This window comes from Vibrio sp. 2433-A1 (assembly GCF_056726085.1).
Genome location: NZ_JBRESC010000010.1, coordinates 61,449 through 74,009 on the forward strand (window position 1 = coordinate 61,449; position 12,561 = coordinate 74,009).

At 45.4% G+C, this 12,561-nt stretch carries 11 protein-coding genes; 7 read left to right on the forward strand and 4 right to left on the reverse strand.

Annotation, left to right across the window (positions count from 1 at the left end; translation table 11 throughout):
- Positions 1 to 13: 13 nt before the first annotated feature.
- Together rluA and rapA are read right to left on the reverse strand one after the other, a co-directional pair.
- Positions 14 to 751 carry a bifunctional tRNA pseudouridine(32) synthase/23S rRNA pseudouridine(746) synthase RluA gene (rluA, locus tag ACU01J_RS11850; protein WP_481085892.1) on the reverse strand — a complete coding sequence of 246 codons (738 nt, stop codon included), beginning with the start codon at positions 749 to 751 and terminating at the stop codon, positions 14 to 16.
- A gap of 139 nt (positions 752 to 890) precedes the next feature.
- Complete coding sequence (gene rapA / locus ACU01J_RS11855) at positions 891 to 3,800, reverse strand: RNA polymerase-associated protein RapA (RefSeq protein ID WP_481085893.1); 2,910 nt, start codon at positions 3,798 to 3,800, stop codon at positions 891 to 893.
- A gap of 472 nt (positions 3,801 to 4,272) precedes the next feature.
- Here rapA and ACU01J_RS11860 point away from each other — a divergent pair, with 472 nt between their 5' ends.
- The 5 genes from ACU01J_RS11860 (at position 4,273) to ACU01J_RS11880 (ending at position 8,961) form a co-directional block, all read left to right on the forward strand.
- The gene (locus ACU01J_RS11860) at positions 4,273 to 5,649 is read left to right on the forward strand and encodes a PhoH family protein (protein WP_481085894.1); all 1,377 of its coding nucleotides are present in this window, start codon (positions 4,273 to 4,275) and stop codon (positions 5,647 to 5,649) included.
- A 118-nt stretch (positions 5,650 to 5,767) separates the two neighbouring features.
- Entirely contained in the window at positions 5,768 to 6,772 is a 1,005-nt protein-coding gene (locus ACU01J_RS11865; protein ID WP_481085895.1) for an ornithine carbamoyltransferase, read from the forward strand.
- A 255-nt stretch (positions 6,773 to 7,027) separates the two neighbouring features.
- Positions 7,028 to 7,957: an aspartate carbamoyltransferase gene (gene pyrB, locus ACU01J_RS11870; RefSeq protein WP_053437941.1), complete on the forward strand. Its 930-nt coding sequence runs from the start codon at positions 7,028 to 7,030 to the stop codon at positions 7,955 to 7,957.
- A gap of 17 nt (positions 7,958 to 7,974) precedes the next feature.
- On the forward strand, positions 7,975 to 8,436 hold the full coding sequence (pyrI, locus tag ACU01J_RS11875) for an aspartate carbamoyltransferase regulatory subunit (protein WP_053437940.1): 462 nt from the start codon (positions 7,975 to 7,977) through the stop codon (positions 8,434 to 8,436).
- 135 nt (positions 8,437 to 8,571) lie between these two features.
- Positions 8,572 to 8,961, forward strand: a complete 390-nt coding sequence (locus tag ACU01J_RS11880; RefSeq protein WP_004415724.1) for a RidA family protein — start codon at positions 8,572 to 8,574, stop codon at positions 8,959 to 8,961.
- Positions 8,962 to 9,031: 70 nt separating this feature from the next.
- Here ACU01J_RS11880 and ACU01J_RS11885 read toward each other — a convergent pair whose 3' ends face one another.
- The gene (locus ACU01J_RS11885; protein WP_481085896.1) at positions 9,032 to 9,223 is read right to left on the reverse strand and encodes a hypothetical protein; all 192 of its coding nucleotides are present in this window, start codon (positions 9,221 to 9,223) and stop codon (positions 9,032 to 9,034) included.
- Positions 9,224 to 9,321: 98 nt separating this feature from the next.
- Positions 9,322 to 10,257, reverse strand: coding sequence for a malate dehydrogenase (gene mdh / locus ACU01J_RS11890; protein WP_004415726.1), 936 nt, complete (start codon positions 10,255 to 10,257; stop codon positions 9,322 to 9,324).
- Positions 10,258 to 10,588: 331 nt separating this feature from the next.
- On the opposite strand from mdh, the gene argR reads away from it, so the two are divergent.
- Both argR and ACU01J_RS11900 read left to right on the forward strand, forming a co-directional pair.
- Positions 10,589 to 11,059 carry a transcriptional regulator ArgR gene (gene argR, locus ACU01J_RS11895; RefSeq protein ID WP_004415727.1) on the forward strand — a complete coding sequence of 157 codons (471 nt, stop codon included), beginning with the start codon at positions 10,589 to 10,591 and terminating at the stop codon, positions 11,057 to 11,059.
- A gap of 332 nt (positions 11,060 to 11,391) precedes the next feature.
- Positions 11,392 to 12,360 (forward strand): TAXI family TRAP transporter solute-binding subunit, encoded by a 969-nt coding sequence (locus tag ACU01J_RS11900; RefSeq protein WP_481085897.1) that lies wholly within the window; start codon positions 11,392 to 11,394, stop codon positions 12,358 to 12,360.
- Positions 12,361 to 12,561: the final 201 nt, after the last annotated feature.

Here is a 12,561-nt window from a genome sequence, read left to right on the forward strand (position 1 = left end):
TTATCCGTATCTGTTATGGGCGAGGCAGCTTTTTATAGTCTGGTAACTCTTTTACTGGATTGAAATAGTTAAAGATTACGCTTTCTGCTTCAAGATAAAAGTCACATGGGATGAAGATAGTTTGCACTAGTTCACTATCAGGGTGGTAAAAGCTCAGTTCAGCAGCATGAAGCTCAAGTCTCTCAGAAAATGCAAATGCTTCCCCTTCGGAGTAGAACTCATCACCAACAATAGGGTGCCCTAGTGCTTGCATATGAACTCTTAATTGATGAGAGCGTCCTGTTATCGGCAATAGACACACAATCGCAGTTTTCTCTTCCTGCTTAACCACCTGATATAAAGTCTGCGATGGCTTACCATCTTGATAGCACACTTTCTGTTTCGGGCGATTTGGCCAATCACCAATCAAAGGCAAATCAACTTGTCCACTTTGCTGCTTTGGGTGTCCCCATACTCGCGCATAGTAGACTTTGTGGGTGAGACGATACTGAAACTGCTTTTTAAGCGAACGTTCTGCCTCTTTGTGCTTGGCAAATAGCATCAAGCCAGAGGTATCCATGTCCAGTCGATGTACCACTTGAATGTCTGGATAGGTCTCGACCAAGCGTGACCACATACTGTCATAGTGCTCCGCCAAACGACCAGGAACAGAAAGTAGTCCCGAAGGCTTGTTCGCCACCAAGATGTGCTGATCTTCAAATACGATATCAACCCAAGGTTCATGTGGCGGGTTGTATTCGGTCATTGCCATAATTTTATTGCTCAGATTTTCTAAGTAGTTGACGTTGCAGCTAGGCGATACACAAACGAATCCCCATGAGCATAGTTCCACTATGTGATTGGGGGGAGTGCGTGTAGCAACAACGCTGCAACTTCAAATACGACGAAAATTAGTTGTGGGTGACAACAATCATACGTAGAGAATCCAATTGATACTGAGCTTGGCTGATGTAGCCTGTTAGCTCTTTAATTTGCGCATCAATCGCTTCAATCTCTTCATCACGAATGTTCGGGTTAACCGCTTTCAACGCTTGCAGACGTTCTAGCTCAGAGTTCAAGCTTACTTGCATCTCTTGTTGAGCTTGATTACGGATTGCCTCAACTTTTTCAACAATCAACTTCTCGCCCGCTTCAATCAGTTGGTGCACTTGCGCTTGAACTGACGCCACTAGCTTAGTCGCAATATGACGACCAACAGGGCTCAACTGACGGTTGAAGCTCTCGAACTCTACTTGAGCAGAAAGGTCATTGCCTTTACCGTCCAGCATCATACGAATAGGTGTCGTCGGTAGGAAGCGGCTAATACCACTGCGCTTAGGTGCTTGAGCATCTACCTTGTACACAAGCTCAAGTAGCATGGTGCCAACAGGCAGCGCCTTGTTCTTCAACAGTGATACCGCGGTAGTACCCACGCCTTCGCTCATCAGCAGATCGATACCACCTTGGATCATCGGGTGTTCCCAACTGATAAAGTTCATATCTTCACGTGACAACGCCGTTTCGCGATCAAAGGTAATCGTTGCCCCTTCATATGGCAGGCCTGGGTAACTAGGTACCAACATGTGCTCTGATGGTGTTACAACCAGTGCGTTTTCACCTTTGTCATCTTGATCGAGGCCAATGGTATCAAACAGGCTCAGAGCAAACGTCACAAGATTCGTATCACCGTCAGTCGCGGCAATCTTCTCAACAATAGCTTGCGCTTTATCACCACCATTAGAGTGCATCTCTAACAGACGGTCACGGCCTTGCTCTAGTTGCGCTTTTAGCTCTTTGTTCATTGCTGCAGATTCGGCAATCACATCATCTAAATCAGACGTATCGCCAGATGCTAGCATCTCGATAAGGCGATCTGAGTATTTGTCATACACAGTGCGGCCGGTTGGACACGTTTCAGCAAATGCATTCAGACCTTCATCGAACCAACGCGCTAGAATCGCCTGAGATGTGCCTTGTAGATAAGGAACATGAATATCGATATCGCGGTTTTGACCAATACGATCCAAACGACCAATACGTTGCTCAAGCAGGTCTGGGTTGAACGGCAAGTCGAACATCACTAGCTGGTTAGCAAACTGGAAGTTACGACCTTCTGAACCGATTTCACTACAGATAAGGACCTGTGCGCCGCCCTCTTCTTGAGCAAAGTAAGCGGCTGCTTTATCACGCTCAAGAATCGACATACCTTCGTGGAAGACCGTCGCACGGATACCTTCACGTTCACGCAGTGCTTGCTCTAATTGCAGTGCCGTACTTGCACGAGAGGCGATAACTAAAATCTTTTCACTGCGCTTATCAGTAATTTTCTCTAGTAGCCAGTTTACGCGGCTATCAAATTGCCACCAGCTTGAGTCTTCACCCTCAAACTCTTGGAAAATCTCTTCTGGGTAGAGGTTTTTCACTGCGCGAGCTTCTGGTGAGATCTTACCGCCAATCATGCCAGAGACACGCATTGAAGTGGTGTACTGCTGAGGAATAGGCATGGGTAGCAAATTAACGTTACGAACTGGGAAACCCTTGATTGCAGCACGAGTGTTACGGAACAGCACTCTACCAGTACCGTGACGATCCATCAGGTTATCGATCAATTCTTGACGCGCTGCCGCTTTAGCTTCTTCGTCTGAATCACTTTCAATGATACGGAACAGCGGCTCAACATCTTGCTCTGAAAGTAGCTCAGTAATTTGGTTTTTCGCTTCGTTTGCAAGCTTTTGACCGGAGAACAAGGCACTGACTGAGTCTGCTACTGGTGCGTATTGCTCTTCTTCTTTCACGAACTCTTCGTAATCAAAGAAGCGATCAGAGTCGAGTAGACGCAGGCGAGCGAAGTGACTTTCGCGGCCAAGCTGTTCTGGCGTTGCAGTCAGCAGTAAGACGCCAGCTGTACGCTCAGCTAAGCCTTCAACCACTTGGTATTCACGGCTTGGTTTTTCAGGGCTCCACTCAAGATGGTGCGCTTCATCAACAACCAGTAGGTCCCACTCGCCTTCTAAAGCTTGCTCAAAACGTTTACGACTCTTACGTAAAAAATCTAGCGAACACAGTACATATTGCTGTGTATCAAATGGGTTGTCTGAGTCAGCAAACGCTTCAATACAGCGCTCTTCATCAAAGATAGAGAAGTGTAGGTTAAAACGACGCATCATCTCCACCAGCCACTGGTGTTGCAGTGTTTCAGGTACCACAATAAGAATACGCTCAGCACGACCCGCTAACACTTGTTGATGAATGATCATGCCTGCTTCAATGGTTTTACCTAAACCTACTTCATCAGCAAGCAATACACGTGGAGCATGACGGCGGCCTACTTCATGGGCAATGTATAGCTGATGCGGGATAAGACCTGCACGCATGCCACATAGGCCACGCATTGGGCTCTTGTGCTGCTCATACTGGTTCATCAGGGCGCGGTAGCGCAGCACAAAGTTATCCATACGATCTATTTGACCGGCGTATAACTTATCTTGCGGCTTGTTAAAACGGATTTGGTTGCTGAGCATGATTTCACGTAGAACCACACCTTCTTCACCACTGTCTTCACGTTGACCCACGTAGCTAAATAGGCCTTGGTCTTCGACCACTTGCTCAACTTTAAGAGACCACCCTTCTTGGCTTTCGATCACGTCTCCAGCGTTAAAGGTTACTCGGGTTACCGGCGCATCATTTCGAGCGTAAACTCGGTTTTCTTCAGAAGCTGCAAACATTAGTGTCACAGTACGAGCATCCAATGCTACAACGGTTCCTAAACCTAGATCGCTTTCCGTATCGCTGATCCAGCGCTGGCCCAAAGCAAATGTCATGAATCGACTACCTCATCTATTTAATTCGAAAATGGGTCTATAAATATTAGTTGTTCTTACGCAACTTGAAAGGCAACTGACGAGGAAAAAAGTGTGTCAGCTGCTGCGCAGAAAAAGGTCGCTAATCTTACTCGAAGCTGTGACATTGGTCACGTACAAAGGCCTCAAAAACCAACAATTTTTTGCTCAAGCTGAGCTTGACATCAAAGTGTAAGAAATCAGTGGCACTTCTAACTAAGAGTGTTGAGAAAGACGATTATACTTATTAATGAGTGTGCATCTTTAGTGTCAGAAAAACGTAGGTACAAAAGATGCATTGATAAGATGACGAACAACACGGGTTTGCAGTATTTGTAGTCAAACCATCAGCGTTCTCTGATTACCGGGCTACATCTCTGCAAGCAATGCAGGTAGACCACTTCATGCAAAAGTATGAGGGGTAAGCAAGCCGCATGTCGGCAAGGAGACGCTTATGGGCGATACAGACCGGAAGCTATTTGTCCTCGATACCAATATTCTTCTTCATGAACCACTAGCCATCTACTCATTCAAAGAACACGATGTCGTCGTACCGATGACAGTCCTCGAAGAGCTCGACCGCATCAAAGACAGCAAGCGCGATGTTGCCAGAGACGCTCGCGTTGCCATTCGAGCACTTGAAGCGATGTTTAAAGACGCCACTCCTGATGAAATTTCAGAAGGGATTCCGATCAACAAAGAGCAAGAATCCACCGGCCACATTTCAATATTGGCTGATTTCGAATTGCAAGAAACAGTCAAAGCCTTTGCAGACAAAGCCGGCGACAACCGCATTCTTAACGGTGTGCTTTATCTACAAAACAAGCGCGCCCCCCGTGAAGTCATCCTGGTCACCAAAGACATCAACATGCGATTGCGCGCCAAAGGTGCTGGGGTACGCTTTGTTGAAGATTACCGCACTGACCAATTAATTGATGATGTTCAATACCTGACTAAAGGTTTCCAACAAATCGAAGGAGACTTCTGGAGCGGTGTCAGCCAAGTGGAAAGCAAGAATTACTCTGGCAGAACTTACCATACCTTAGACCGAGCGCCTTTTGAGCCGACCTACATTAACCAATATGTGATTGATGAAGAGAGTGACTTCGCAGGACGGGTTGAAGATATTGAGCAAGACACGGTGACAATAAAAGATCTCAGTCGTGAGCGCATGATGCATCGGCGGGCATGGGACATTACGCCGAAAAACATCTACCAAGGTATGGCGCTGGATGCCCTACTCGATCCAGATATCGATCTAGTGATCTTAACCGGCGCTGCGGGTAGTGGTAAGACTCTGCTTGCCCTAGCCGCAGCACTTGAGCAAACCATAGAAAAGGGCGTATTTGATAAGATCATCGTGACTCGTAATACACCGGACATCGGAGAAGCGATCGGTTTCTTACCAGGGAGTGAAGAGGAGAAGATGTTACCTTGGCTTGCCGCAGTAACCGACACCTTGGAAGCATTGCATAAAAATGATCACTGCACTGAAGGATCGCTTAAGTACATCTGTGATAAAGCCAATATTCAGTTCAAATCGATCAACTTTATGCGTGGCCGCTCGATCCAAAATGCCTTTGTTCTGCTTGATGAGTGTCAAAACCTCACCGCTTCTCAGATTAAGACCATTATCACCCGCTGTGGTGAAGGTACCAAGATCGTCTGTTCTGGTAACTTAGCGCAGATTGATTCGCACTACCTTACCCCCGTGACGTCTGGTTTAACCTATATGGTTGAGCGCTTCAAAAACTTCGAAGGCAGCGCCAATATCCACCTTAACGGTGTGGTTCGCAGCCGCCTTGCTGAATATGCCGAAGAGAATTTATAATCACTTATGCCGAGATATAATTCATATCTCGGCATTTATTTAAAATAATTATTCACAAGCATTGGTTAAATATGTTTAACTAACTCCATTAAACGAATGAACATTCAAGGACTGGAGTATGGCCTTTAATCTACGTAACCGAAACTTCCTCAAGCTACTCGATTTCACTCCAAAAGAGATCCAATTCTTACTTGATCTCTCTGCTGATCTGAAAAAAGCCAAATACGCAGGGACCGAGCAACAAAAGCTGGTTGGTAAAAATATTGCTCTGATCTTTGAAAAAGCCTCAACTCGTACTCGCTGCGCATTTGAAGTCGCTGCGTTTGATCAAGGTGCTCAAGTCTCTTACATCGGCCCTTCAGGCTCACAAATCGGCCACAAAGAGTCGATGAAAGATACCGCTCGCGTTCTAGGGCGTATGTACGATGGCATTGAGTACCGTGGTTTTGGCCAAGAGATTGTGGAAGAGCTCGGTGCACATGCTGGCGTCCCGGTCTGGAATGGTCTCACCGACGAATTCCACCCGACGCAAATCTTGGCTGATTTCCTCACCATGCTGGAACATGGCCGTGGTAAACAGCTACATCAAATTAAGTTCGCCTACCTCGGAGATGCACGTAATAACATGGGCAATTCGCTGATGGTTGGCGCGGCTAAAATGGGCATGGATATCCGCCTTGTTGCGCCCAAAGCATACTGGCCAGAAGCTGACCTCGTTGCCGAGTGTCAAGCAATAGCACAACACACAGGGGCAAAAATCACCCTGACTGAAAACGTCGAAGAAGGCGTTAAAGGCTGTGATTACCTCTATACCGACGTTTGGGTCTCTATGGGTGAAGCGCCAGAAGCGTGGGATGAACGTGTCGCGATGATGACTCCGTATCAAGTCAATATGGATGTGATTGAGAAAACAGGTAACCCGCAAGTGAAATTCATGCACTGCCTACCCGCTTTCCACAATGATGAAACCACCATTGGCAAACAAGTGGCCGAAAAGTATGGCATGAACGGGCTGGAAGTCACCGATGAGGTATTTGAGTCTGAGCACTCAATTGTGTTCGATGAAGCAGAGAACCGCATGCACACCATTAAAGCCGTGATGGTTGCCACACTCGGACAGTAACAATTGACAAAAGTCGACATTAAAAGCCACGATGTAATCGCTTGCGTTCACCAATCTTCAGCGTATAATGCTCGGCAATTTGTCTGGAGGTAGTAAAACAATGCCACGTAATTCGTGCTCTAAAAAGCGTATTACACTGGGTAAGCTAACATGCTTACCGGCGTTACGTTTTTCTATTTCCACCGATTTTTAAAGCCTCCCGTAATGGGGGGCTTTTTTATTGCCTAAATTTAGTACTCAGATGGGAAGATGATTATGACCAACACGCTTTATAACAAGCACATTATCTCAATTCCTGAGCTTTCACGTGAAGAGCTTGAATTGATTGTCAAAACAGCGGGTGAGCTTAAAGCCGATCAAAAACCTGAGTTAATCAAAAATAAAGTGATTGCGAGCTGTTTCTTTGAACCTTCGACACGTACTCGCCTCTCTTTTGAAACGGCAATCCAGCGCATTGGTGGCAGCGTGATTGGTTTTGATAATGGTGGTAATACTTCACTGGCGAAAAAAGGTGAAACACTGGCTGACTCAGTGCAAGTTATCTCTTCTTACGTTGATGCTTTTGTTATGCGCCACCCACAAGAAGGCGCTGCACGTCTTGCTTCTGAGTTCTCTAATGGCGTGCCTGTAATTAACGCAGGTGACGGCGCTAACCAGCACCCGACACAAACACTACTCGATCTATTCTCTATTGCTGAAACCCAAGGTCGCCTAGACAACCTTAACGTTGCCTTTGTTGGTGACCTTAAATACGGTCGTACCGTTCATTCCCTGACTCAAGCTCTGGCGAAATTTACTAACGTACGTTTCTTCTTCATCGCGCCAGAAGCACTAGCAATGCCAGACTACATCTGTGAAGAGTTAGATGAAGCGGGTATCGAGTACAGCTTGCATACCGACATGGAAAGCGTGGTGCCTGAACTGGATGTGCTGTACATGACTCGCGTCCAGAAAGAGCGTTTTGATGAATCTGAATACGCTCACATCAAATCGGCTTATATCTTGACCGCAGCCCTGCTTGAAGGTGCGCGCGAAAACTTGAAAGTCCTTCACCCGCTACCACGCGTTGATGAAATCACTGTCGATGTCGATAAAACGCCACATGCATACTACTTCCAGCAAGCCGAAAATGGCGTCTATGCGCGTGAAGCTCTACTGGCACTAGTTCTAAACGAAACCCTGTAATCGAGAGGAGAATTACCATGTCTAAAGAAACTCAATTGCAGGTTGAAGCAATTAAAAACGGTACCGTTATCGACCACATCCCAGCACAAATTGGCATTAAGGTGCTTAAGCTGTTCTCAATGCACAAATCAGAGCAACGCGTCACTGTCGGTCTTAACTTACCTTCTTCGGCTCTGGGCCATAAAGATCTGCTTAAAATTGAGAATGTGTTCATCAGTGAAGAGCAAGCGAGCAAACTGGCGCTCTACGCACCGCATGCAACGGTAAACCAAATCGAAAACTACGAAGTCGTCAAGAAACTACCACTAGAGTTACCTGAGCAAGTCAACAACGTGTTTGAGTGCCCAAACACCAACTGTATAACTCACGATGAGCCCGTAGAGAGCAGCTTTAAAGTATTTGAGAAAAAAGAAGACATTCGCTTGAAATGCAAATACTGCGAAAAAGTATTCTCACGCGAAATCGTGACTGAGCGCTAGTTGATAAGTCGCCGTTATCGCTGATATTTCAATCAATCCTCGCAGCACGTTAGCGGGGATTTTTTCTTTACGCGGCACGCGATTCACGGCACACTGAGTTTTCATACTTCCCCCTTAAACAGATGGAACATAATAATGACTAAAGTACTTCACACAGAATCAGCTCCAGCAGCAATCGGCCCATACGTACAAGGTGTTGATCTAGGCAACATGGTTCTGACTTCTGGCCAAATCCCAGTAAACCCAGCAACGGGTGAAGTATCAGCAGATATCGCAGAGCAAGCACGTCAATCTCTAGACAACGTAAAAGCGGTAGTTGAAGCATCTGGCCTAACCGTTACAGACATCGTAAAAATGACAGTTTTCGTTAAAGACCTAAACGACTTCGGTACGGTTAACGAGGTTTATGGTAAGTTCTTTGATGAGCACAACGTAGCAAACTACCCAGCACGTTCATGTGTAGAGGTTGCTCGTCTACCTAAAGATGTGGGTATCGAGATTGAAGCAATCGCAGTTCGTAAATAATCGACGCGATTGAGATTAAAAAAGCGAACTGTTTAGCTCGCTTTTTTATTGCCACGACTTTTAACGACAACTAATAGTAACGCTCGCAGCCAAGATGCAGTTGAGGATCATCCATTAAGTCCTCAATATCGACCTCAAACTTTTGATGCGAGACACGCTCTTCGATCACCACGGCATGTGCACTCTCGTCCACTGCAATTACGGTTCCAATCCCTTGGCGGCATTCAACTAGCATCCCTTTTTCAAGTTCACTGATATCCATCTTTTCTCTCCTCTGTTACTTAATAAGTGTACAGCCGAAAAAGAAAAAGGATCAAAAAAGCCGACTCGAAAGTCGGCTTTTACAAACTCTGCTTCGTATTAGTTGTTTACGAAGTCAACACCTGTTTGGATATCACCATTAAGTGTTTCTAGCATACCGTCTAGTGCAGACTTCTCGAAGTCACTTAGCTTACCGTAGCTTAGTACTTCTTCTACGCCGTCTTTACCTAGTTTCACAGGTTGCGCGAAGAATGGTGCGTGCTCGCCATCGCCTTCAACGTAAGCGTACTCAACCACTTCTTCACCTTGTGCCGCTTTCACTAGCGCTAGACCAAAGCGACATGCTGCCTGACCCATAGATAGAGTTGCAGAGCCACCGCCCGCTTTCGCTTCAACAACTTCAGTGCCCGCGTTTTGAATACGCTTAGTGAGCGCTTCCACCTCTTCAGCCGTAAACTCAACACCTTCAACTTGAGAAAGTAGTGGAAGGATAGTTACGCCTGAGTGACCACCAATAACTGGTACACGAACGTCACCTGGATCTTTGTCTTTTAGATCCGCAACAAATGTTTCAGAGCGGATAACGTCTAGTGTAGTCACACCAAATAGACGACGCTTATCATAAACACCGGCTTTCTTAAGAACTTCAGCTGCAATTGGCACCGTCGTGTTAACTGGGTTTGTGATGATACCCACTAGCGCTTTTGGACAAACATCAGCAATTTTCTGAGCAAGAGACTTCACAATACCTGCGTTAACATTGAATAGGTCAGCACGGTCCATACCTGGCTTACGAGCAACACCTGCTGAAATTAGAACCACGTCTGCACCTTCTAGTGCAGGAGATGGGTCTTCACCAGCGTAACCTTTGATCGATACTGGCGTTGGGATGTGGCTTAGATCTGCTGCAACACCCGGAGTAACCGGAGCGATATCATAAAGGGCTAGATCTGAACCTGCAGGTAGGCGGTTTTTCAGTAGTAGGGCTAGGGCTTGACCGATGCCACCAGCGGCACCAATAACGGCTACTTTCATCGTAGTTCTCCTTGAGATGACTCTCTTATATATGTTTTGTAAGTCGATTTGAAATCGGTGTGTTCAACCTATAGTAATCACAAGATGATTACAAATGATTAACGTCAGCTTTGCGACCTTGCGCAAGCCATCAAAATCAGGCTTCACACCTTTACGCCATTATGTTCTTAAACCTTTTGGATAACAAAGAATTAAACGGTTTTCTGTCAATAAATCCTGCCATTTTTACAGTGATTTACTAGACAGAATTTAGGTTTAGCATTGGCACATATTGCATACCTATGCGAGAATATTCACTTGCTTTTTATAAAACAAACATAGAAAGAGAACCATGCGCCATTCAGAAAAACAAGATAACCTCGTTCGCGCTTTTAAAGCCCTACTTAAAGAAGAACGTTTCGGCTCCCAAGGCGATATTGTGGAAGCTCTTAAAAACGAAGGGTTCGATAACATCAACCAGTCAAAAGTGTCTCGTATGCTGACCAAATTTGGTGCGGTACGTACACGCAATGCAAAAATGGAGATGGTTTACTGTCTTCCCGCTGAACTGGGGGTGCCAACAGTATCAAGCTCACTGCGTGAGTTAGTGCTCGATATCGATCATAACAACGCACTTGTTGTAATTCATACCGGACCAGGTGCCGCTCAACTTATCGCTCGCCTACTTGATTCACTGGGTAAAGCAGAAGGCATCTTAGGTGTCGTTGCCGGTGATGACACTATCTTTATTACTCCAACACTATCGATTACCACAGAGCAGCTGTTTAACTCAGTTTGTGACCTGTTCGAGTACACAGGTTAGTTTCATATAAACCAACCAAATACAAATAACGCCGCCAAATTTGCGGCGTGATTAAGATCACATCTTAAAAAAATCATACCTTAGTTAACCAACCAACGTAACGCGATGATTTTAAAGAACTTTACTATTGAAATAATCCCAATGGATTAGGTTAACATTCAGGCTTTTTGCCTATACTCTTTAACATCCGTGTAATTATGTGCCAATTTTTTGCTATTATTCAGCCACTTTTTCAACATACGGATTGAAAAAGATGCCGTTTCCAGTAAGAGGAAACACCCATAGCAACTACACTTGCTATGGGTTAATAATGAATAAAGGAAGGGAAATTCATGGCATTGAACAAACTTATTAAAGTTGGCGCTATTGCTGCTGCAGTAATGGGCGCAGGCGCAGTTAACGCTCAAGAGTTCATCACAATCGGTACAGGTTCAGTAACAGGTGTTTACTACCCAACTGGTGGTGCAATTTGTAAGCTAGTTAACAAAGGCCGTAAGGACCATAACATTCGTTGTTCAGTAGAATCGACTGGTGGTTCAATTTACAACGTGAATACTATCCGTGCAGGCGAACTAGACTTCGGTATCGTTCAGTCTGACTGGCAGTACCACGGTTACAACGGTACAAGTAAGTTTGCTGAGCAAGGCCCATACAAAGAGCTACGCGCAGTGTTCTCTCTACACACAGAACCTTTCAACATCATCGCTCGTAGCGATGCTGGTATCGAAAACGTTTCTGACTTAAAAGGTAAACGTGTAAACATTGGTAACCCAGGTTCTGGTGACCGTGCAACAATGGGTGTTGTAATGGAAGCTATGGGCTGGACTAACGATGACTTCAAACTGGCTTCTGAGCTGAAAGGCTCTGAGCGTTCACAAGCTCTTTGTGATAACAAGATTGACGCATTCGTATACGTAGTTGGTCACCCAAACGGATCGATCAAAGAAGCAACCACATCATGTGACGCTAAGTTAATTCCTGCAACTGGCGCTAAGATCGATGAAATCGTTGCTAACAATCCTTACTACGCATTCAGCACAGTTCCTGCGGGCATGTACCGTGGCACTGACAAAGACGTAAACAGCTTCGGTGTTGCCGCAACTATGGTAACAACAACCAACGTTTCTGACGACGTAGTGTACAACGTAGCAAAAGCTGTATTCGAAAACTTCGATACATTTAAGCGTCTACACCCAGCGTTCGCTAACCTGAAAAAAGAAGACATGGTTCAAGCTGGTCTTTCTATCCCTCTACACCCAGGTGCAGAGAAATACTACAAAGAGATCGGCCTACTTAAGTAAGCACTCTTTGATAACTAAGGAGGCACAACGCCTCCTTAGTTAATGTCACTGTAGTCAAAGCACTACACTCTATTTTGGGTTTCACATTCTTGAAACTCTTTCTCGTTTTATACCTAAGAAAAACACACAACTGAGCAATATTTCATCTTTTCACTACACTAAAAGATGCTAAATAAAGGTTCTCATAACCATAATTATACG

What these genes read in the sequence shown, in the direction of transcription:
- ACU01J_RS11880 (WP_004415724.1), top strand. Translation starts at nt 8,572, where the DNA reads ATGACTAAAGTACTTCACACAGAATCAGCTCCAGCAGCAATCGGCCCA.
- rapA (WP_481085893.1), bottom strand. Translation starts at nt 3,800, where the DNA reads ATGACATTTGCTTTGGGCCAGCGCTGGATCAGCGATACGGAAAGCGAT.
- pyrI (WP_053437940.1), top strand. Translation starts at nt 7,975, where the DNA reads ATGTCTAAAGAAACTCAATTGCAGGTTGAAGCAATTAAAAACGGTACC.
- ACU01J_RS11885 (WP_481085896.1), bottom strand. Translation starts at nt 9,223, where the DNA reads ATGGATATCAGTGAACTTGAAAAAGGGATGCTAGTTGAATGCCGCCAA.
- rluA (WP_481085892.1), bottom strand. Translation starts at nt 751, where the DNA reads ATGGCAATGACCGAATACAACCCGCCACATGAACCTTGGGTTGATATC.
- argR (WP_004415727.1), top strand. Translation starts at nt 10,589, where the DNA reads ATGCGCCATTCAGAAAAACAAGATAACCTCGTTCGCGCTTTTAAAGCC.
- mdh (WP_004415726.1), bottom strand. Translation starts at nt 10,257, where the DNA reads ATGAAAGTAGCCGTTATTGGTGCCGCTGGTGGCATCGGTCAAGCCCTA.
- ACU01J_RS11860 (WP_481085894.1), top strand. Translation starts at nt 4,273, where the DNA reads ATGGGCGATACAGACCGGAAGCTATTTGTCCTCGATACCAATATTCTT.
- ACU01J_RS11865 (WP_481085895.1), top strand. Translation starts at nt 5,768, where the DNA reads ATGGCCTTTAATCTACGTAACCGAAACTTCCTCAAGCTACTCGATTTC.
- ACU01J_RS11900 (WP_481085897.1), top strand. Translation starts at nt 11,392, where the DNA reads ATGGCATTGAACAAACTTATTAAAGTTGGCGCTATTGCTGCTGCAGTA.
- pyrB (WP_053437941.1), top strand. Translation starts at nt 7,028, where the DNA reads ATGACCAACACGCTTTATAACAAGCACATTATCTCAATTCCTGAGCTT.